Here is a 20,362-nt window from a genome sequence, read left to right on the forward strand (position 1 = left end):
AACTTTCTTATATCGAACTCACGTTAATATAGTAGAGCTTTCTATTTTTTTTAAAGCAGAACTCTATCTTGTATTTTGATGAATATATAGCGTATAAAATACTACTTCTCGTTGCAAAAGAATCTTCTGAGAGATTCCTGACAATATCAATATCCCATAATTCCTTATTTAGGGTATGATTGAAAAAATCACTCGTTTTTATTGGGTACATAATCAAAGGTAACTATTTATCTATAAAGCTACAAATATACAAAATTAGTCATTATTTTTCGTATATTTGCCGCACTAAATAGCCCATTTTTGAACCTAAAAATATTCATTACCCTACACCTTTTGGAAAAACGCCAAAAAACTTTTGGTAGTACCCTCAGAACCGCCCTCCTATTCCCTTTAGCCATCGTGGGTGACCTCTGCGTGTGTATAGCTATTTCGGTTGCTCTTGTGGTCTCCTATTTTACAGAAAAATACGAAAATTAATTCTATGAATATAAGTTTCAAGCACCTTTTTTTACCTATCCTTTTACTCTGTATAAGTTGTGCATCTTCCAAGAAAATAAAAGCTCCTGATGACTATTGTGTTCCCCCACCCTATACAGTGACAAAGGAGAAAGAAGCACCCATAGTAATTGATGAAGCCAAGCTTGCGTTGGGCAAAAAACTTTTCGAAGGAAAACTATCCTCCAGAAATATCCTGATCGCTTATGCCTCCGATACCGATGAGGCTTTATTATCATTAATCGCTTTGGCCGATGATCCTTCTGAGCAAGCACAACTAAAGCGCAATACTTTAAAAATAGAAATCCATAGCAAGATTAACGCTATTTTCTCACAGATGAATTCGGTAACTGCGGAGTTGGATTGTGAAGAAGAACGCATCGACCAAATAGCCACTACCCTGAGTAATATCAATGACAAAAATGTTACCCGCCTTACGGTAGCCTCCATACTTGTGGGAGCAGCCTCCGCTGTGGCGGGCGCTTATATAGCCGATGATGGTTGGAATAAGGGAGTTGCTGTAGGTAGCGGGATACTCGGTGCGGGCTTGAGCTTCCTTACGCTTAATCCCAAAGGGAAAAAGATAATACTACAACACCCTCGCAATCTGTTGCGTTGTTTTATCACCGAGAAAAATGATATTGAATTTCCGCCCTTTGTATGGTATATGATCAACGAACCTCGTTTTACCAATTCAGGAGAAAGCTCCGTTTTGCAAAATACACAAAGAAGATGGATCAAACATCTTTTTGACAATGACAAAGAAAAGGCACTGAAAGCCGTAGTTTTTAGCGATGGAGGTGTCTATAATGCGGGTGATTTGCATACCCGTGCCGAGATGTTTGACCAAATGCAGTCGGTGATACATTCACTGAACCAAAACCTCAACTTCTTTATCCAAGAGGTCAATATGCTTATGCTGAAATAATAAAATCGCAATGTAATGAGAAAACTCCTTTTACTGCTATATATGTGGGTAGTGCTGCCTGCTGTAGCCCAGACCTCTGATGAGGGAATCCCCACCATAGATGTCAGCTACCTCAAGCAAGGTAGTAGCTATGGACAGTTGGGGCTACATTTCAGCTGTTATGACAGCAAAAAAATTGTACTATTGGCAGGACTTGCGGGCAATTTCCGTTCGGAAGACAAAAAACTCATCGCTATCCCCGAAGCGCAACTCTCAGCATGGATCAGAGCTGATGTTTCTCATGGTAGTTTTATAGACATCCCTGTGCTTATGTTGCGCCCTCAGTTGATTTTTTCCCCCTATTACTTTGCCCCCGAAGCAGGTTTCCAAATTCTTATTTTCTACGTAAAAGCAGGATACGCATTCCCTTGGGGTGATATAAGCGAAAACTACCCTTTTGAGAGTGGCCAATTCCGCTTCTCAGTAGGGGCAACCATACCATTAAAAATATAAAAACAGAAAATAATATGAAAAATTTCTTTTTCTCCGTAGCCCTTGTGAGCACTACACTCTGTTTTGGGCAGGCCTCAGGAAACCTCAATTACCAAAACAGAGGCCGAAATAGCATCAGTAACAGCAACTTTTCGGTTGATTTCCCCTCCAATTACGATATGGTGGTCTCAGCCAAGGGACTGGCCAATATCAAGGCCGATGCCTTTGTAGCTATTTTTAGTGTAGTACAGACAGGAAAGACCGCCGAAGAGGCTACCTCCCTGATGAGCCAGCGTCTTTCCCCTGTGCTCTCTGCCCTAAAGGCTAAGAACATGGAGGCTTTTGTGGATATGATCTCCTTTGTCCCTATGTACGAATTTGAGACCGAGAAGAAGGTATTTAGCAAGCGTACCTACAATGAAGTGCCTACAGGCTTCGAACTCAAGCAAAACTTGCATATCAAACTCCATGAGGCTACTCGTCTCAATGAGCTGATCACCCTCTTGGCCAATAGTGAGATTTATGACCTCGTGCGTATGGACTACTACAGTACACAGTTAGATACTATAAAGAAAGAACTCAAAGAGAAGGTCAAAGCCGCCTTTGCTGAAAAACAAAAGCTCTATGAGACTACCCTTGGCGAGGGCTTTGCCTCCGCTGAAAAGAAGATAACCGATGGCTTTTCCCTAACCTCTCCTTCAGAGCTATATAACACCTATGAGGCCTATAGTAGTACTCCTATACCGAACAAGCGAGCAGGCAATGTCATGCAAGCCAGCAAGACGGTTACCCAGTATTACCAACCTATCACCAACCGAGATTTTGATGTAGTGCTCAACCCTATTATTGTAGAGCCAATGATACAAGTGGTCTATGAGATGAAAATGAGTGTGAATCGCTCTGATAAAAACAAAGCTAAAGAGGTACTATTACTCACCCCTTCAGGCGAACTCAAGAAGATAAACCTCCCTTAGCTTTTTCCTACTAATATAAATCTTATGAACGAACAAGCAAGAAAACTTTACGACCAAGCCCAAGCGAATTACCCAGCGTTGAAAGCCCAAATAGAAGCGCAAGTAGTGCGTTGGTTTTGGGCAGCAAAAGGCGTGGGACTCTTCTCCTTAGAGCCTTTTTATTTCGAGCAAAATCGCTTTCCCAAGAGTAAAATCCTTAAAGAAACTCCCGAAAATGCAGAGGATAAATATCAATATGGCGTAAATGCCAACGATGAGATTATAGTGGAACGCAGTTATACTGAGTTTAAAGGACAGTGTTATGAAACTTTCTACTTCCGAGAAGACAGCCAAATTATCAGTTATCATTTTGATTATTTTAAGGAAAAAAGATGTATCAACACAAAGATATTTGTCTATAAAAATGGGCTATTGCAGGCTATCTATGCAGCTTTTAAAGGCAATAAATGGTCACAGAAGACAATGTTCTATGAAAATGATAAACTTATAAGCTGTGATTGGATAGAGAAAGATGATCATTCGGCTGAAGAAGGCTTTGAACGTGGTTTTGTCTATACCTATGATATGCTGGGCGAGCTCAATAGTATTACAGGGAAAGATGGAGGGGTATGGTATCAGAAGAAAGATAAGAAAGTGAGTTATAAAAAGCTCTCGGAGCGTGTAGCCGAGCGCTTCTATGCGTTGTTAATTCCTGCAATCAAAGCCTATCCTATCCCAGAGCCTTTGTATTGTCTGAATATAGCCTTTGATTACCAATATATAATGCCTCCAACAATAGGTTTTGGCACTGAAAGCGAAAGGCTCGAATGGAAGGAAAGCTACGGAAAAAGAGCCGATAGCTTACTTTGGAACACTGCCGACTATGCCCATACCATAGAAATTGAAACAGACAATGAAGACACGGCCCTCTTTGACCTCTTCAACCAAGAGACTGAAATGCAAGAAAAGAGCAGTGCTGCCACAAAACTATTAGTCTCTTGTGCCAAACGCCTCAAAGAAGAATGGGTATCTCTTAGCATTCCTTCTACCGATGATTTTGTGGTAGTGGTAAGCGATATAGAAGATTCTTTTTTGAAGAAAGTATAATAAAAACACGCTTGTTTTGTCGCAAAAAAAGTGTATTTTTGCGACAAAATAATAGCTTGTATCGTATGGAAAGTACTGATGATAAAATACTTAAAAGGTTATCAAAATGCGGGAAGGGAAATGTGTTTTTCCCTAATGATTTTGTAGCCTTAGCTGAAATAAAAACCATACTCAAATCATTAGAACGGCTTACCCATATAGGCAAACTTATTCGTATAGCTCGTGGTATTTACTATTATCCTAAGTACGATAAAACTTTAGGTTTGGGGGTACTCTATCCTTCTTACGAACAAATCGCTCAAAGTATTGCCAAGCGTGATAAGATTCGTATTGCTCCTGCAGGTGCTTATGCTATGAATATACTGGGGCTAACCACACAAGTACCAATGAATATAGTGTTTATGACCGATGGTACTGCTCGCAAAATTCAGTTGTTTGACGGACATCAACTCTGCTTTAAACACACCACCCCTAAAAACCTTTCTTTTCAGAATAAAACAGCCCAACTAATAGTTTTTGCTTTGAAAGAGATAGGAGCACCGCATATTACACAAGAACATACTGAAGCGCTAAGAAAAATACTCTTGAATATTCCAGAAAGTAAAATCTCTGTAGATTATAAACTGATGCCCTCTTGGATAAGAACCCTTATAAAACAGCTGTATGAATTACTTTAACCTCACACCAGAACAACAAAAAACGGTAATTACCCAAACTGCTGCACGTATAGGACTCCCTATACAAGCAGTAGAAAAAGATTTATGGGTCACAACTCTTTTGCAGCTTTTATTTACATTGCCTTTTGCAAGCCAACTCCTTTTCAAAGGAGGTACTTCTCTTAGTAAATCTTATGGGTTGATTCATCGTTTTTCAGAAGACATAGATTTAGTTATTGACAGAAATTACTTTGGTTATGAAAGAGATTTAACAAAAAAACAAATCAAACAACTTAGGAAGCAATCATCTTTGTTTGTTGAAAAAGAATTTACTATAGCACTCAAACAAGTTATAGAAAATTTTGGATTACAAAAGTTTTGCACTATCATAGCACAACCTAATGGTGAAGGAGATAACACCTATCCTGAACCCAGAAAAGTAGAAGTCTTTTATCAGTCATTATTTAGCAGTATTGACTATCTACAACCAAAGGTAGTTTTAGAAGTGGGTACTCGTTCGCTTTTTGAACCTACAGAGCCTACACAAGTTAAGAGCTTAATAACCTCTACTTTCCAACAAATTGAAACAGATATGGTTTCTGTGATTATTACAACAGCCTCTCCTGCTAAGACCTTTTTAGAAAAAGCCTTCCTATTACATGAATTATTCACAACTCACAAAGGGGATAAGGCAGAGAGAAAATCACGACACTTGTATGATTTAGAGAAAATGATGGACGAATCTTTTGCAATAGAAGCTATCAGTAACAATGAATTGTGGGAGACTATTGCGCACCATAGAAAACTCTTTACTAGTGTTTTAGGAGTAGATTATACGCCTGATATACGAAAAAGAATACAATTGATACCTCCCTCTAATGTAGTCGCTGTATGGGAAAAGGACTATCAAGAGATGCAAGAGTCAATGATATATGGAGATTCCTTGCCTTTTAATAAACTCTTAGAGAGAATACATATCTTAGAGAATAGATTTCATAATGTAGAAAAACAGAACTAAACAAAATGTCCCCTGAACTACAACCGTTAGGCGAAGCTATTTTTGAGGCTACTCAAAAAGCATTTTTAAAACTCTTTGAAAACGGAGAGCATTATTACTATTGTGTGCTACTCACTACGGGTGAGGCTCTTCCACCTTGTATTGCGGCGTGGTCGGTGGAAGCTTTAGAGCGATTGGTAAATGAGAGATCTATCCCCGAAGAGGAAATACCATACTACAAATACTCATTTGCCGATAGCCCTTATTACGCTTTTGGTTATGAGGAATATTTTCGGCAGGTAAAGCAATTATTTGAGGAGCGTGATTCTCTTATGGATTACAACAATGAAGAACAATGGGATAAGGAATACAACTTACGACTTGCTGCTATGGTATATGCGATGAAAAAGCTGGACGAGACGGGTATTTTTGCCCTCAACCAAGTACGAGAACAAGTGTATATAAATGTAGAACTAATGCCCCCTGATGATACCGATATAGAAAGAGCGTTATACTTTAATAAGGCTGAAAATATAGAGGAATGGCTTGGTATTTTTGGCTAATATTTCTTTTTTATAACATTTTAAAACTTTTGCCCATATAAGCTAATTATAAATAGATTTATGTCTTTACAACAGCACTTTGCTAAATACATTTCGGAGGAAACCGAACAAATAGAAGCCCTCTGTGCGCTTTTTAGTGAGCGTACCCTTAAAAAGAAAGAATACCTTTTGCAAAAAAAGACGAGGATTTCCAAATCTACCAACAATTATTAAACTAAGTAATGAACAAATTGACATATCAGCTAATTAACATTATGACCTCAGACGAATTTGCAAAGAATTTTTATATTGAAAAGCTAAAGTTTTTAAAGTCGTGCTTTCAGGTACAACCAGACTATCCTTCAGCTGTAAATACCAAAATAAAAAAAATGGCACTGAGCAGTACTCAAAAAGAACAATTAGAAGAAGTGATTGACCTGTTGTTAAACGATGTGTTTTACGGCGTGCTATTAGGCTTAGACGGTGAATGCCCCATAGGCAACATACAGCAAGTTTATAGTATATACGATAAAGAAGGGTGTCTTATTTCTGATTGGGGGGAATTGGAAGTGAGTGCTTACGATTACTTTCACGGAGACAAATACGAAAAAGAAACTGATTAATATAAAACAATATGTTCTGAGGGTACGAGCGAGACGCTCGTACCTACAAGACAAATTCGCAAATCGGCAAATTAACTAATTCATTTCCCACTTTTCTTCTTCTAAATTCAACTGTCGGTGGAAATTGCGTATTTGTTCTTCATCAATACGTGGATTTTTGTTCAGTTGTTGCAATATCTCTCGCTGATGATGCAAAATAGCGATGTATATCTTCCGCACTTCGGCAGTAGTACTACACTTGGGGGTATCGAGTTGGTATTGCCATATATCTTTTTGATTCTGTAACAGAAAACTATCCGTTATTCCTTCTTTGTAATGCTCTTGCATATAATCCAAAGCCGCTTGCGCTAATGATTTCCTAATAAAGCTTTCGGCTTCATCTTCAGGAATATGATCTTCATAATCAGGGAATTTAGCCCAACGGATAAGAGCCGGCAAGCTAAGCCCTTGTACGAGTAGAGTTACCAATATTACGATAAAAGTGATGTAGAGAATGAGATTGCGATGCGGAAAAGGCTCGCCGTTCTCTAAAGTTAGAGGGATAGAAAGGGCTACTGCGAGTGAAAGCACCCCGCGCATTCCTGCCCAACCCAGTACCAAAGGTACCCGAAAGCCAGGGTTCCGCCTGTCGGCTACTGTGATAAAGTGTTTCATTACTTGGGTGGTGAGTACAGCCCCATATGATGATAGCAGTCGTACCCCTACTACTACCCCTGTGATGAGCAGCCCGTAACTCGTGGCTGTTAGTAAGCTAATCCCTTCAGCTTCTATCCCTTCGAGTACTTCAGGCAAAGCAAGACCTATCAGCATAAAAGCAAGTCCGTTGAGCACAAAGCCTAAAATATCCCATACCGCCACCCCTTTGTTGCGTGTAGAGGCAGCGAAAATACTAGTAAGGTGCAGCGACATATACATACTGCCTGCTACTACTGCCAACACTCCCGAAGCACCCATTTCGTTTGCCACAATATACATCATATAAGGTGCTACAACAGAGAGAATAACATCCATATTAGCATCGGTAGGGAGAAATTTGTGTATTTTACGCATCACCCACGCTACTGCCAAGCCTATAAGCGTTCCGCCAATAACTACCCAAAGAAAATTCAGTGCCATATCCGTCCACACCAGCTGACCGGTAGTGACCACCAAAGCGGCAAACCTAAACACTATCAGTGAAGAGGCATCATTTAGCAAACTCTCGCTTTCTATGATGGTTGAAATGCGTTTAGGCACCTTTACAAACTTCATTATCGTTGAAGCACTCACCGCATCGGTAGAGCCTATCACGCCCCCCAAAAGGAAACCTAACGCTAACGAAAACCCAGGGAATACCATATTGGCTACCCACGCCACCGCAGCAGCCGTGATAAAAACTACTATAAAGGCAAGACTAAAGATTATGCGGCGCCATTTCCACATCTCTTTCAGTGATAGCGAAAAAACATCGGCATACAGAAGAGGCGGTAAGAAAATGATAAGTACCAAATCGGGGTTGAGTGTAATGGTTGGAACATTGGGAATAAAGCTAATTGCCAATCCTCCTAACACCAAAAGAATAGGGTACGCCACCTTGAGCCGGTTTGCAAACATTATCAGTAGCATAATAGCTACCATTAGGAGTAATAGGTAAGGGAAATATTGTACCATAATTTTATCAATATGAAGAGGCAAAAATAGTTATATTTTAGCTATTGAGCAATAATTTTCTTGACAATGAAGTTTTTTTGTATCTTTGCCTCTCTAAATTCTTTCTTTATGAAAGCCCTTATTATCGGCGCCACAGGCGCCACCGGAAAAGACTTAGTGACACAGCTTTTAGCTGACGACACTTATAGCGAGGTGCATTGCTTTGTACGCAAACCTATGAACCTCACCCACCCCAAGCTACACACCCATGTGGTTGATTTTGAGACCCCTGAGGCGTGGAGTGATTTGCTCCGTGGTGAGGTAGCTTTCTCTTGCTTAGGCACTACCTTAGCCGCAGCAGGTAGCAAAGAAGCCCAGAGGCGGGTAGATTACGACTATCAATACCACTTTGCACAGCAGTGCAAAGCCAATGGGGTATCCACCTTTGTACTCCTCTCAGCTGCAATGGCCAATGCGCAATCTAAGTTCTTCTATAATCGTATAAAAGGACAGTTGGAAGAAGCTGTCAGAGCGCTTGGTTTTCAGCGCTTGCTGATCTTCAATCCCTCTATACTTATTCGCAAGGATAGTGACCGAGGTGGGGAAAATTTCTCCCTAAAAGTCATACAGCTTCTCAATAAAATAGGCCTATTCAAGCAGTTTCGTCCTATGCCTACGGCTGTCTTGGCTGAAAGAATGCGTCAAAAAGTAGCAACTACTACTGAAGGGATACATACCTTTGTGCTTGATAAAATCTTTTGATAGAGAAAGTGACAAATGACCTTTTATAATGACAAATGACTAATATCTGTTAGATATTAGTCATTTGTCATTTATCGTTAGTCACTATTTTAGAATCCCAATTCTTTCTTTACATCATTGAAGAGGTCTTTACCATCGGCGAAGATAACTCCTCCACCGGTAGCGGAATCCAATACATATTGGTATCCTTGGGCTTTGGCTACTTTCTCTACTGCCTTTTTAGCCTTTTCCATAATAGGTTCTATAAGGGCTTGGCTTTTCTTTTGGTATTCCTCAGCGGCGGTTTGTTGTGCCTGGCGGATGTTATTCTGCATGGTTTCCAAAGCACGTTGTTCTTTCTCAAGTTCTGCTTGTTTTTCTTTGAGTTGTGCTTCGGTAAGGGCGTTCACCTTGCGTTGGAAATCCTCTAATTTCTTTTGATATTCCTTGATAGAAGCCTGAATATCATTGGTGAAGGATTGTTCTACCTTTTGTAGTTCTGCTTGTGCTTTTTTCATTTCAGGCATTTCCTTAAGGAGCTTCTGTGAATCAATATGCGCTACCTTTGCTTGTGCCATAGCTACTGTTGTACCTCCAAGTAAAAAAGCAGCTGCAATTACCCAATTTCTAATTTTTCTTATCATTATTTGTATGTTTAATTAGTTTTTAGTTCTTAGTTATGAATCCTTAGTGACTTTTCACTACTTTGTATTCTTCGTTTTTTGTTTTTCTTTATTGTTATTATTCTTTGTTTTTCCTTGTTGTTTTTCATTTTTGAAATCCATACCGAAGTTTTCTTTGAGCAGGGTACTGATTTCCTTGTTACGATCTTCGGCATTATCCTTGCGCTTGAGCAGGCGGAGGACTACCTTGGTAATATCATTTTTCTCAGTGGCATAGATCGCTGCGGCATCTTCGGAGGTGAGGATATAGTCGAACTTGCGTGTTTTGGCTATTTCCTGAGTGATGTTGAACACTTGTCCTTGTATGGGTTGGATAAGGCTCCATCGCTGGGTGATATAGTCTCCTGTCTCGGCGCCGAATCGTTTTTGCTTATAGTCCTCAAGGCTTTGGGTAAGCACCTGTATTTCCTCTTCCTTATCCTTAATGGTTTGTGGGGTAAGGAGCGGTTTTTCGGCCTCGAGTTTTTCCTGGCGGCTTTTGATTTCCGCTTGTTTTTGTTCTATTTCTTTTTCCCACTGAGCTACCTTCTGGGAGAGCTGCTCGCTGGCCACCTTATATTCATCCATATTGGCTAGGATATAGTCCATATCCACATAGGCAATACGGCTTGCTATTTTCTGTGCCCATAGCGATGTGCTAAAGGTAAGCAGGAAGAGTGTGATAGAAAAGAGTTTTATTTTCATAATTTAGATATATAAAATATCGTGCCAAAGTTAGCAATTTTTTCTCGAACAATATTGATTTATATATTATTTATGCTTTTTATGATGTTTTTAGAGATTTTATTTATATACTCTTAATCACAATCCCAGGGGATATCCTCCACAGGGGCAGTCATTTCGGGTCGGTATTCGTAGTGCCACCACTCGGAATAGATGGATTTGAAATTGTATTTGTTCAAGACCTCTTTCAGTAGCTTTCGGTTGTCCAAGACCTCCTTGGGCAACTGGGTATAGGTATGGTGGGCACGGGGCGAAAAGGTATCGAAGGGGGTACCCATATCCAGCTCCTTACCGGTAGCCAAATCGACTAAGGTGAGATCCACTGCCGCTCCCCTATTGTGCTTGGAACCTTTGGCAGGATTGGCCACATAATGGGTGCCAGGGAGGATTTTCCACATCTTCTTCTGTACTGAGAGGGGGCGATAGCAGTCGAACAGCTTGAGGGTATAGCCCCGCTTGAGGAAGTCCTTTTGAGCGGCTAGCAAGGCCTTAGCTGTAGCCTCACGAAGGTAACATTCTCCACAGTCATAGACTGCTTGTTTTAGGAAATTGTCAGCCGTTGCATACTTTATATCCAAGACAAACTCTGGAGAAAGGGTTTTGATATTGACAAATTTTCCCTTAAGCGCTTGTCCCTTGGTGCCTCCCATAAGAAGAAAGACTATAAAGAAATATAAAAATGGGGTTGTTCTCATTATTTTAGTTGGGCATTCTAAGCCATTTGATCAGTTCTTTGTAAGAAGGTTTTTTCCCGTAGGAGAGGATTCCTATACGATAGATACGAGCAGAGACCCATATGGCCAAGAAGAAAAAGCCATAGAGCAGCGCCAAAGAAAGGATTAGCTCTCCCCATGACACCCCAAAAGGAATACGCATGAGCATCACCACAGGGGAGGTTAGTGGAATATAGGAAAAGATTACCGATACGACACCGTGAGGGTCTTCAATTACAGTAAAGAAGCCTATGTAAATGGCCAAAATCAGCGGAAGTAGTACAGGAAAGAGAAACTGTTGGGTATCGGTTTCACTATCCACAGCGGCTCCTATGGTTGCAAAAAAAGCACTATAGGTGAGGTACCCCCCTATGAAAAATAGGAAAAAGGATATCAATAGTTTAGCCAAAGGTAGGCTGTTAATTTCATTTATAATATTGACCAAAAGATGTGGGTCAGCTGTAGGGGCGACCTGAGTTGCTGTAGGCGAAGAGAGAAAGGACAAGAGAATTCCTGCAATCACCACCCAGATAACAAACTGGGTTAGTCCCACCAGTGAGGTGCCTATAATCTTGCCTAAGAGTAGGATACTTGGCCTTACCGAGGAGACAATCACCTCCATAATACGATTGACTTTTTCTTCTATGACGCTGCGCATAACCATATTGCCATAGATTACGATAAACATCATCAGTAGGTAACCCGCAACACCTCCAAAGGCGAGCTTGAGCCAACCCAAGGTCTGGGAGCTTTCTTCTCCAGAGAAGTTGGCCAGTGCGATGGAAACCCGCTGCTGCGCCTCATCTATCTGGGAAGAAGTGATAGAGGCCTGTTCTAAGTTATAACGAAAAAGCCCTTTCTCGAGCGTTCCTTGTAGGCTCTCCACAAAGGTAACACTGGGGGTTTCTTCACTAAAAAACTGAAAATGAGCGGCTTGCTTATCTATATAGAGTAGTCCATAAGCGTTTTCAGAACGTGCCGTCTGCTTGAGTTGCTCCAAATCGCCCTGCTTGTGATAGCTTACCGAGAGGTTGGGACTCTTTTGGAAAATCTCTTGAAAATAGCCGCTTTCGTCCAAGACTTCTATATGCCGTTGGGTATTATTATTCAGCTGAGTGAGGTAACCAATAAGCAGCGACATGACCACCACCGCCAATGGAGTAAGGAAAGTCATTAGCAGAAAAGACTTATTGCGTACCTTAGTGAGGTATTCGCGAATGATGATAAGGCGTAATTGTTTCATATCGTGCAAAGTTACGATTTTATTGGTAATTATACAAGTGGTTTGCGACAAATAATCATGAGCTTATTTCTGATTCCTCCCAGGGTGAAGAACAAATAGCGGTTACCACCCTCGGCTATGGAGAAACGCTCGCGTATCTCAGCCACCTTCATCGGGAAGTTACGCACGGTGATATTGGCCTGATCTATCTTTCCACTCTTGAGCCATTTTCGGTCATAGGGAAGGATTTCATCGATGAGAAAGACCCGCCCGGGGAAGTCAGGGATATAGTCTTCGCCTAAGAGCAGTTGGGAGTCCTTGTTTAGGTAGGCCAAGCCATAGGCACGCCCTACAGGGAAGAGTCCTTTTCCCTTGACCAAGGCAGCATTAGGTTCATAGAGGTAAGGGCGAAGATAGCCTCGAGTTATGGGAACACCTATCTGTTCTCTCTCTGAAGGGAAAAAACTAAAGATATCGGTACGGGTGGGTAGCATATTGACTGTCTTGATCCAGACCTCTCCCTCGAGGGGTGTTTTCTTGAGCAGGAAAAGCAGTTCCTTGACCTCTCCCCCTACCGCTACGATATGTACCTGATGGGTTTGGGGCAGCTGGGTCAGTGCCCGGCTAATGTCGAGCATGGGGGAGGCTTTGAGCAGAATCGTATCGGTATACTGCCAAAGAAAATGCAAGGTTTGGGGCACATTGGGGGTACAATCTTCCAAGAAAAAAACCTTCTGCTTGTGGCTGTCGCGGCGAGCGGGGTCGAGGTAAATCACATCATAGTGCTTTTCTTCACGCTCCAAATAAGTATAGGAGTCTTCCGCTACACAGTCAATGGCTGCCCCCAAAGTGGCAAAGTTATGCGCCACTATCTGGGAGAGTTCCTCTTGTAACTCACAATGGGTTACATGGCCACAGCGCTGGGCAAAGAAATAATCATCGACCCCGAATCCGCCAGTGGCATCCAGCAAGGTTCCTTCTCCCACCAGCGAAGCCTTATAGCGAGCGGTAGCCTCCGAGGAGGCCTGCTCCAAGGAGAGTTTGGCTGGGTAGTAGATATTTTGAAATCCATACCACAGTGGCCACTTCTCTTTAGCCTTCTGCCTACCGAGGAGCTGTTGGGCAAGTTCGCCCCCACTCACCCCCTCGAAAGGAGATTTCTTAAGAGCAAACTGAGAAGGCTCATCAAAGAAGTGCGCTTGTAGATAGGCCTGTACCTGAGGGGCTAATAATCGGTGATTGACCATCTTATATCTTAGCGGTAAGCATTTGTATGAGTTTGTTATGAGGGAAGACAGCCTTGAGGATTACCTTAAGTACCGTATAGGCTGGAATGGCGATGACCATCCCTACAATCCCAAAGAGCGTCCCACTGATAAGGGTCACGATGAATATCTCCAACGGACTGGATTTCATAGAGTTGGAGAAGATAATAGGCTGGCTAAAGAAATTATCAATCAGTTGGGTGAGCAGAAAGCCTATCAGTACATAAATGGTCTTGGGCAAAATCACATGCTGCAAGTCGGCATCCATAAAGTTGGAGATGGTCAGCACCGAGATTACCACCGCCCCTATCATAGGCCCTACATAGGGAATAAGGTTGAGCAAGGCACAGAGGAAGGCAATAATCATGGCATCCTTCACCCCAAAGATAAGCAATACAATGGTCAAAAGGATAAAGATAATCGTCAGTTGTAGGAGCAAGCCCAAGAAATAGCGAGAGAGCAGGCGCTTGATGTCTTCTATGGTCTTTCTTACCTGGGGCAAGCGCTCACGCTTGACCAAACTTAAAAAACTATTGCTAATAGCCGTACCATCCTTCATAAAGAAGAAGGTGATAAAAAGCACAGAGAAAAGCCCTATCCCTATATTACTGATAATACCTATAAACCCGTTGAGCATGGAGGAGAGGTCTTCCATATTGAGCAAATCAGGGATATTGTCCACCTGAGTGTCGAGCCTGCCCAAGCCTAAGGAGTGAAGCAGGTCGTCCAAGAAGCGATGGATATTAGCGTTCAAGGCCTGAAAATCAATAGAGGCCAAGTTCTTCCCTTGTGAGATCAGCAATGGTACGAAAAGGCTGATAATTCCTGCAAAGGAGGCTAAAATAATTCCAATAGCGATGAGGGTCGCCCCTGTATTTTTGAATCTAAGGCGTTTTTTGAAAAACTGTATAATAGGCCTGCCTATAAGGGCTAATATCGCCGCTATAACGATATAGATGATGATATTCTGTAGCTTATAAAGACCTAAAACCAGTAGGACGATACCTACTATAATCCCCACTGCCTTGAGGATTCCTTGTGCGATGGTATTTGAGTTCAAATGATTAATAATTAATGGTTAATAGTTGGTTGGCTCATTGACAAATTGACTCATGATCATGCGGTCGTTGCCATTGAGGTCTTTTCTCAATTTGGAGTGGAAGCCTTTTTGCCGGAGCATTTGAAGCATTTCCTTTCCTAAATATTGGTTAATCTCGAAGAACAAGCTACCTTGAGGGTCGAGGTTGCGGGTGGCTATAGTGGCTATTTTGTCATAGAATAGCAACGGGTTGTCATCGGGGACAAAAAGGGCAAGGTGTGGCTCGTGTTCCAGTACATTGGGATGCATCTGCTGTTTTTCCTGTTCGCGCACATAGGGCGGATTGGATACGATGATATCAAAGGGCTGCCCTAAGTCCTCTACTTGCAAGATGTCTTGCTGTAGGAAGCAGATATCCACCTTGTTGCGCTTGGCATTGGCTTGAGCCACTTCGAGTGCCTCCGCACTGATGTCCATAGCCGTTAGCTGCAATTGGGGCAACTGTTTTTTCAGTGCGATGGCGATGGCACCGCTTCCGGTGCCTATATCCAAGACACGCAGCGGGGGGATTCCCCAGCCGATGATCGTCTGTAGGATCCAGTCCACCAGCTCTTCGGTTTCCTGACGAGGAATCAGCACCCTGGGATCCACATAGAACTCTAAACCGAAGAAATATGCTTTTTGGTAGCTGTACTGCACCGGAATATTAAGCGCCAATTGCTGGCAGCGCTGCTTGAGCTCGGATAGCTGCTCGGCTGTGATTTCCTTATGATGATGGATATGAGCCTCCACATTATTCATCCCCAAGGATTCTTCTAAGAGCATAGAGAGGATACTACTCCGCTCAACGATCTCATAGTTGCGGAAAGTCTCTATAAAATATTTTTTAAATTCCCCTATGGTCATTTTTATTTTTTGCTTTAGAGAAGATACCTTGTATGAGTTCTTTGAAGGTATCAAAATCAACCTTGTAGGTCAATCCAGCACCCTGGGAATAGTCTATTTTGTCCAAGAGGTACTGCTGAAGTTCGTTCTCTCGGTTGAATATCTTGGCACTGAGGTTTCCATCCTTGGTGAGCAGGAACTGAAGTTCGAAATCTCCGGCAACGGCCGTTTGGGTCACCCCTCCTACAGGGATACCAAGTTTTCCGTTAAATAAGATACGATCGGTAATTTGGGTGGAGACAGTGATCCCCAATCGGTCGGAGCTATTGTAAGCCCTATTGGGGGTTGCCGTACCGCTCTCATAGCTTAGGCCAAGGTTGAGCTTATCATCGTCGCTTGATAGCAATTGGTTGAGTATTCCGGCGGCAGTTTCGAATATGTTATGTGCCAAAAGCCCCTCCCCTGCCGTGGCATCGCTTAAGAAGTTTCCTTGAGCGAGCAGAGAGAAGGCCTGTAGCTGCTTTTTATCTCTATCTTCGAGGTGATAATTCAGCTCAGAGACCAGGCTCGGGCTACTGTCTGGGAACTTGATATCGAAGACCGTTTGAGGGTGTGCCAAGTCACCTTGTATCTCAATCTGAACTTGGGTCTGTATTTTCCTATTATAGTTGGTATCCAAGAGGGTAGAAGGATTCACATAGAGGGTATAAGCCGCCTTAAGGTTCTGGAGGGAAGCCCCCAAGGGGTCTCCATTCCAGGAGATGGAGCCGTTGGGCAACACCTTGAATTTCTTATCAATCAGTCCTTCGTACTTAAAGTTATATTCGCCTGAGGTGGTGATAAAGTCCCCCCACATATTGAATTTCCCATTGGTATTGATCTCCAAGAGGAGGGTACCAGCCCCTCGACCGATGAGGTTGGAGTTATTCTTAGGATCTACGATAATCTCCACTTCGGCCGAAGGGAGTACATCCACTTCGAAGTGCATCTCGAGGCCTTGATAGGTTTTGGTTATAGCCTTTTGTTGCTGTACTTTCCCCTTGGAGACGAAGGTAATAAAGGAATCATCTCCAACGGTTTGGGTATCACTCATCGGGATTTTGAACTTGGTTCCCTCTCCGGAGACGGCATTCACCCCTATGGTAAGGGCATCGACAGATCCAGTGATAGAGGCTTTTCCTATGATAAATCCGGTTCCATAGAAGAGATCGTTGTCCTTGGGGCCTGTATTGAGGGCTAAGAAGCGTTTGCCTTTGCTATCGAGATGGATATTGAGATACCAGTCGGTGAGGTCTCGATAGGAGATGTCGCCACTAAGATAGGCCTTAGTCTGGAAAGCTGTATCGGTAAGGGCGGTTTCCTCAATGGTGAATTTGTTATCTTTGAGCTTGAGCTTGAGCTTTTCTTCGGCCTGAAGGTCTATCTTAAGATAGGGCACGCCCGCCCCTATATTGGAACCGATGAAAGTTCCCTCGATCTTAGGCTTGGTAAGCAGGCCTGTAAGGGTCGCTCGCCCCGATAGAGTTCCTCGAAGGTCGGAGAGTATATCCTGAGTAAAAGGCGCAAAAGGCTTGAGGTTCTGCTCATTGATAAGACATTGCATATCCAGGAAGGTCTTGCTATCCTTGACAAAGATATTCCCATAGAGGTTCATTCCCTCTCCTTCTTGGTTGAAGAACTCTACATTGGTTCTGAAGGACGTAAGGTTCTCATCTCCCACGATAGAGGCCGTCAGGTCACCCATATCATACTGATTGAGGGTAAAGTCCCTTAGGGTAAGGTCGGCCATGGGGTAATACTTTTCCTTTCGCTGCAAGAGGGAAAGGTGTCCGTTAAGCTGTCCACCCAAAAAGAGGTGCTCCATATTAGGGGTTACCTTATTCAGATCTACCTTATCGAAGACTAAGTGGAGGTCTTTGTAATTGTCCTCCCTGGCGAGTTTTCCGTTGAGGGTGATGGACTGCTCCTCATTTCGCAAAGCAATAGGGCGTATCTGGATGGAGTCCATACGATGGCTAATGAGCACTTTGTTCTCTCGCTTGGGATCAATATGCCATTCATTTCCCTTGAAGAAGAAGGATGAGGACTTGACTCCTATCTCGGATTCTCTTTTTTGGTTGATCGTATGATAGAACTTGATTGCATAGTCATCTTCGGAGTTTTGCCCTCCCTTGAACTCTGTTTGGAAGAAGAGCGTATCACTCACCGAAGTATTCAATATATTAAGCTCCGCTATCCTATAGAGGGGGTTCTTAATACTGGATACTTGGATAAGAGAACGAAATTTAGGATTTTTCTTATCATATTCGAAATTGACCCCACGTAGCGAATAATCTGAGATATTGATGTAGGGCGAACGGAAATTTACCTTAAAATCATGGGTATCCCCGACGAGTTTTCCTCTGACAATCGTATTAGGGGCGAAGGAAAGCTCTGGAAGGAAGATTTCTACGATTTTGTTGTAGATCTTAATATCAAAAGTCAGGTACTGCCCTTGCATAACTGGAAAGGGCTTATAGTTCTCGAACCCATAAGCCAAGGTATTGACAGCCACTTGCCCTATTTGAGCAAACTTAAATTCTCCTTGTATCTTTCCTGAAATAATATCAGTAGACTCCAGGGTGATGGTACGTAGGCTGGTCGTGTCCTTTTGGATACCTATAGAAAAATCAGCAAAATTATACTTTTGGTCATTTTTCTGATACGAAGCATTCTTAAGCACTATCTTCCCCACCATATTATCTATCGTATTGCCTGTGACATCCAGGTCGATACTTCCCTTTAGCTTGGCAATAGAATCCTTCTGAACAAAACCCAAGGCCTTGAGGTCTACATATTTCATCTCTCCTATAAGGGTATAGTTGGCACGCTCGGAGGAGCGAATGTCTGCCATTCCTTGGAAGTCCATCTGTAAGTTCTCATCCCCTATGGAAGCGGTTGCCTTGATTCTATTTTGCTGGCAATTTGCCGAAAGCTGTATATCTTTATACAAATAATTGTTATACAATACCGAATGCACCATCCCCTCCAAGGAAAGCCTATCCAAGCGCTTGAAATCCAAGCCCTTTCCATCAAATTGTAAATTGGCTGATAGTTTCCCTAAGTCTTTGATTCCCAGTAGGGAGCCCAACTGTAGCTGATAGGTTTCCAACTTCCCTTTATAGGTAGTAGCCCTGATATCATTCAGGTCATAGAAGGAACCTTGGATGATAAAATCACCCTTTTGAGTAAAGATATCCGCATCGATAAGGAAATCTTGGGTGGTATAAGTCACCTCCGCCTGTCCTTCTATAAAGCCAAAATCGCGCACCTGCTCGGGAATAGCATGCTGTAAGAGCTTGGGCATAAGTGAGACCACATCTCCATAGGAAGTCGATAGGTGAGGAAAATCACCCCAGAAGACAAAATCCTTATCCGAAGAAAAGGAATTGCGCAGCAGTATATTCTCCCCCTCTATAGCGGTTTGTTCGTGATAGAAGTGTATATCCTTGATAGAAAGGTCATTGAGTGTCCCAGAGAGGTTCCCCTCCACTTCCAAGTTTTTCTCCATCGCAAAGCCATCATAGAAGCCATTGAGGTCGTTGGTGCTGACTGTAGAGCTGCGTAGCGCGGCCTTGATAGTCACCTTATTAAGAAAATCGGCATAGCTCCCCTGATAGGGCGCAAAACTCAGGTCGGCATCGATGCGCGAAAAAGGGGTTCTCAGCAGGGTTTTATCGATAGAGATAAGCGTATCGGAATAATAGAAGTTGGTATTGAGTTCCTCCACCCTAAGATGCTTGTTGTAGAGCAAGGAAGCATGACTCATCTGGAGCCTGACCTCGGAGTCCAAGATATCAAAATCGGACACCAAGCCGGTGATACCCTCCACCTCTACCAGTACCGGATTTTCCTGCTCAGCCGTAGTGTTGTAGTCACAAACGCGGAAATAGCTATCCTTGAGCCTTACGGTCTGTGCCTTCATGATAAAAGGCTCCTGACTGGGCGGTGCTCCACTATCGAAGCGGGACACGAAGACATCCAAGTTCGAGAGCGTATCCCCCTTATAGGTCTTCATATCCATCACCAAGCCTTCGGCCTCAATGGTGGAGAAGATGAGGTTGCCCCGGGTCACCTCCTTCAGATTCAGCAAGGGGGTTTGTATTGATTGGGCTGCAATAAGCGTATCCTGATGGTGGTCACGAATGAGTACCCCATCAAGACCTACCATCCCCGTGAGACTTATGGAGACTCGCTCCACATGAATATCCACCTTATAATCCTTATTGATATAATCCATCACTATGCCAGCCAACTTGGTTTGTACCACCGGCAACATGAGCAACAACGCTATGAATAAGAGTATATAGAAAACGGACTTTACAAATAGCTTGAATATACGAAAGATGCGCTTTACCACCTTAATACACTTTTACTTTTAAACCCCTCGTTTGGAATATTATAGAGAAACTACAAAATCAGGTACAAAAGTACAACAAAAAATCATTCGATGAACTTTTAAAAAGAAAAAAATTACTACCCACCTCACATACCCCGCTCCCCTGAACACCTACACCACTCTAAGTATTCGCAGACTATCCTTATGAAGGGGTAGCGTAAGATTTTTGCAAATAATTGATTTTTAGATTATTAAAAATAAATTTACGAAACTTAAATAGTGTCGGTACCGAGCTACAGACCTACTTCCTTT

General features: G+C 42.6%; 20 protein-coding genes. 11 read left to right on the forward strand and 9 right to left on the reverse strand.

Going from position 1 to position 20,362, the window contains the following annotated elements; all coding sequences use genetic code 11:
* The first annotated feature begins 300 nt into the window (after window positions 1-300).
* The 10 genes from HMPREF1551_RS13825 (at window position 301) to HMPREF1551_RS03365 (ending at window position 6,772) form a co-directional block, all read left to right on the forward strand.
* Entirely contained in the window at window positions 301-477 is a 177-nt protein-coding gene (locus HMPREF1551_RS13825; protein WP_021627619.1) for a hypothetical protein, read from the forward strand.
* 4 nt (window positions 478-481) lie between these two features.
* The gene (locus HMPREF1551_RS03330) at window positions 482-1,423 is read left to right on the forward strand and encodes a hypothetical protein (RefSeq protein ID WP_021627620.1); all 942 of its coding nucleotides are present in this window, start codon (window positions 482-484) and stop codon (window positions 1,421-1,423) included.
* 15 nt (window positions 1,424-1,438) lie between these two features.
* Window positions 1,439-1,915 (forward strand): hypothetical protein, encoded by a 477-nt coding sequence (locus tag HMPREF1551_RS03335; protein ID WP_021627621.1) that lies wholly within the window; start codon window positions 1,439-1,441, stop codon window positions 1,913-1,915.
* Window positions 1,916-1,929: 14 nt separating this feature from the next.
* The gene (locus HMPREF1551_RS03340) at window positions 1,930-2,868 is read left to right on the forward strand and encodes an SIMPL domain-containing protein (protein WP_021627622.1); all 939 of its coding nucleotides are present in this window, start codon (window positions 1,930-1,932) and stop codon (window positions 2,866-2,868) included.
* A gap of 24 nt (window positions 2,869-2,892) precedes the next feature.
* The gene (locus HMPREF1551_RS03345; protein WP_021627623.1) at window positions 2,893-3,954 is read left to right on the forward strand and encodes a hypothetical protein; all 1,062 of its coding nucleotides are present in this window, start codon (window positions 2,893-2,895) and stop codon (window positions 3,952-3,954) included.
* Window positions 3,955-4,019: 65 nt separating this feature from the next.
* On the forward strand, window positions 4,020-4,631 hold the full coding sequence (locus HMPREF1551_RS03350; protein WP_021627624.1) for a DUF6088 family protein: 612 nt from the start codon (window positions 4,020-4,022) through the stop codon (window positions 4,629-4,631).
* Window positions 4,618-5,628, forward strand: a complete 1,011-nt coding sequence (locus HMPREF1551_RS03355) for a nucleotidyl transferase AbiEii/AbiGii toxin family protein (protein WP_021627625.1) — start codon at window positions 4,618-4,620, stop codon at window positions 5,626-5,628. Before HMPREF1551_RS03350 ends, HMPREF1551_RS03355 begins: the two co-directional genes overlap by 14 nt.
* Window positions 5,629-5,633: 5 nt before the next feature.
* Window positions 5,634-6,170, forward strand: coding sequence for a DUF4303 domain-containing protein (locus HMPREF1551_RS03360; RefSeq protein ID WP_021627626.1), 537 nt, complete (start codon window positions 5,634-5,636; stop codon window positions 6,168-6,170).
* Between the two features lie 60 nt (window positions 6,171-6,230).
* Window positions 6,231-6,383, forward strand: coding sequence for a hypothetical protein (locus tag HMPREF1551_RS13590; protein ID WP_021627627.1), 153 nt, complete (start codon window positions 6,231-6,233; stop codon window positions 6,381-6,383).
* A 41-nt stretch (window positions 6,384-6,424) separates the two neighbouring features.
* Window positions 6,425-6,772 carry a hypothetical protein gene (locus HMPREF1551_RS03365; protein WP_034544231.1) on the forward strand — a complete coding sequence of 116 codons (348 nt, stop codon included), beginning with the start codon at window positions 6,425-6,427 and terminating at the stop codon, window positions 6,770-6,772.
* Window positions 6,773-6,847: 75 nt separating this feature from the next.
* Here the strand turns inward: HMPREF1551_RS03365 and HMPREF1551_RS03370 are convergent, their stop codons facing one another.
* On the reverse strand, window positions 6,848-8,422 hold the full coding sequence (locus HMPREF1551_RS03370; protein ID WP_021627629.1) for a Na+/H+ antiporter: 1,575 nt from the start codon (window positions 8,420-8,422) through the stop codon (window positions 6,848-6,850).
* 108 nt (window positions 8,423-8,530) lie between these two features.
* On the opposite strand from HMPREF1551_RS03370, the gene HMPREF1551_RS03375 reads away from it, so the two are divergent.
* On the forward strand, window positions 8,531-9,163 hold the full coding sequence (locus HMPREF1551_RS03375; protein WP_034544233.1) for an NAD(P)H-binding protein: 633 nt from the start codon (window positions 8,531-8,533) through the stop codon (window positions 9,161-9,163).
* Between the two features lie 89 nt (window positions 9,164-9,252).
* Here the strand turns inward: HMPREF1551_RS03375 and HMPREF1551_RS03380 are convergent, their stop codons facing one another.
* The 8 genes from HMPREF1551_RS03380 to HMPREF1551_RS03415 form a co-directional block, all read right to left on the reverse strand.
* A complete protein-coding gene (locus HMPREF1551_RS03380; protein ID WP_021627631.1) occupies window positions 9,253-9,786 on the reverse strand; it encodes an OmpH family outer membrane protein in 534 nt (177 codons plus the stop codon).
* A gap of 57 nt (window positions 9,787-9,843) precedes the next feature.
* A complete protein-coding gene (locus HMPREF1551_RS03385) occupies window positions 9,844-10,509 on the reverse strand; it encodes an OmpH family outer membrane protein (RefSeq protein WP_021627632.1) in 666 nt (221 codons plus the stop codon).
* A 113-nt stretch (window positions 10,510-10,622) separates the two neighbouring features.
* Window positions 10,623-11,198, reverse strand: coding sequence for a M15 family metallopeptidase (locus tag HMPREF1551_RS03390; RefSeq protein WP_155851605.1), 576 nt, complete (start codon window positions 11,196-11,198; stop codon window positions 10,623-10,625).
* 49 nt (window positions 11,199-11,247) lie between these two features.
* Window positions 11,248-12,504, reverse strand: coding sequence for an ABC transporter permease (locus tag HMPREF1551_RS03395; RefSeq protein WP_021627634.1), 1,257 nt, complete (start codon window positions 12,502-12,504; stop codon window positions 11,248-11,250).
* Window positions 12,505-12,533: 29 nt separating this feature from the next.
* The gene (locus HMPREF1551_RS03400) at window positions 12,534-13,730 is read right to left on the reverse strand and encodes a THUMP-like domain-containing protein (protein WP_021627635.1); all 1,197 of its coding nucleotides are present in this window, start codon (window positions 13,728-13,730) and stop codon (window positions 12,534-12,536) included.
* A 1-nt stretch (window position 13,731) separates the two neighbouring features.
* Window positions 13,732-14,808 carry an AI-2E family transporter gene (locus HMPREF1551_RS03405; protein ID WP_021627636.1) on the reverse strand — a complete coding sequence of 359 codons (1,077 nt, stop codon included), beginning with the start codon at window positions 14,806-14,808 and terminating at the stop codon, window positions 13,732-13,734.
* A gap of 18 nt (window positions 14,809-14,826) precedes the next feature.
* Window positions 14,827-15,693: a peptide chain release factor N(5)-glutamine methyltransferase gene (gene prmC, locus HMPREF1551_RS03410; protein ID WP_021627637.1), complete on the reverse strand. Its 867-nt coding sequence runs from the start codon at window positions 15,691-15,693 to the stop codon at window positions 14,827-14,829.
* On the reverse strand, window positions 15,674-20,071 hold the full coding sequence (locus HMPREF1551_RS03415; protein WP_051317846.1) for a translocation/assembly module TamB: 4,398 nt from the start codon (window positions 20,069-20,071) through the stop codon (window positions 15,674-15,676). Before HMPREF1551_RS03415 ends, prmC begins: the two co-directional genes overlap by 20 nt.
* Window positions 20,072-20,362 lie beyond the last annotated feature (291 nt).

Origin of the sequence: Capnocytophaga sp. oral taxon 863 str. F0517 (assembly GCF_000466425.1) — a bacterium.
In the GTDB taxonomy this organism is placed as follows: domain Bacteria; phylum Bacteroidota; class Bacteroidia; order Flavobacteriales; family Flavobacteriaceae; genus Capnocytophaga.

Bases quoted from the DNA above. Each gene is read 5' to 3' on its own strand.
- HMPREF1551_RS03380 (WP_021627631.1), bottom strand. From the start codon at position 9,786: ATGATAAGAAAAATTAGAAATTGGGTAATTGCAGCTGCTTTTTTACTT.
- HMPREF1551_RS03345 (WP_021627623.1), top strand. From the start codon at position 2,893: ATGAACGAACAAGCAAGAAAACTTTACGACCAAGCCCAAGCGAATTAC.
- HMPREF1551_RS03375 (WP_034544233.1), top strand. From the start codon at position 8,531: ATGAAAGCCCTTATTATCGGCGCCACAGGCGCCACCGGAAAAGACTTA.
- HMPREF1551_RS03330 (WP_021627620.1), top strand. From the start codon at position 482: ATGAATATAAGTTTCAAGCACCTTTTTTTACCTATCCTTTTACTCTGT.
- HMPREF1551_RS03370 (WP_021627629.1), bottom strand. From the start codon at position 8,422: ATGGTACAATATTTCCCTTACCTATTACTCCTAATGGTAGCTATTATG.
- HMPREF1551_RS03385 (WP_021627632.1), bottom strand. From the start codon at position 10,509: ATGAAAATAAAACTCTTTTCTATCACACTCTTCCTGCTTACCTTTAGC.
- HMPREF1551_RS03360 (WP_021627626.1), top strand. From the start codon at position 5,634: ATGTCCCCTGAACTACAACCGTTAGGCGAAGCTATTTTTGAGGCTACT.
- HMPREF1551_RS03400 (WP_021627635.1), bottom strand. From the start codon at position 13,730: ATGGTCAATCACCGATTATTAGCCCCTCAGGTACAGGCCTATCTACAA.
- HMPREF1551_RS13590 (WP_021627627.1), top strand. From the start codon at position 6,231: ATGTCTTTACAACAGCACTTTGCTAAATACATTTCGGAGGAAACCGAA.
- prmC (WP_021627637.1), bottom strand. From the start codon at position 15,693: ATGACCATAGGGGAATTTAAAAAATATTTTATAGAGACTTTCCGCAAC.
- HMPREF1551_RS03340 (WP_021627622.1), top strand. From the start codon at position 1,930: ATGAAAAATTTCTTTTTCTCCGTAGCCCTTGTGAGCACTACACTCTGT.
- HMPREF1551_RS03395 (WP_021627634.1), bottom strand. From the start codon at position 12,504: ATGAAACAATTACGCCTTATCATCATTCGCGAATACCTCACTAAGGTA.
- HMPREF1551_RS03350 (WP_021627624.1), top strand. From the start codon at position 4,020: ATGGAAAGTACTGATGATAAAATACTTAAAAGGTTATCAAAATGCGGG.
- HMPREF1551_RS03390 (WP_155851605.1), bottom strand. From the start codon at position 11,198: ATGGGAGGCACCAAGGGACAAGCGCTTAAGGGAAAATTTGTCAATATC.
- HMPREF1551_RS03335 (WP_021627621.1), top strand. From the start codon at position 1,439: ATGAGAAAACTCCTTTTACTGCTATATATGTGGGTAGTGCTGCCTGCT.
- HMPREF1551_RS03355 (WP_021627625.1), top strand. From the start codon at position 4,618: ATGAATTACTTTAACCTCACACCAGAACAACAAAAAACGGTAATTACC.
- HMPREF1551_RS03365 (WP_034544231.1), top strand. From the start codon at position 6,425: ATGACCTCAGACGAATTTGCAAAGAATTTTTATATTGAAAAGCTAAAG.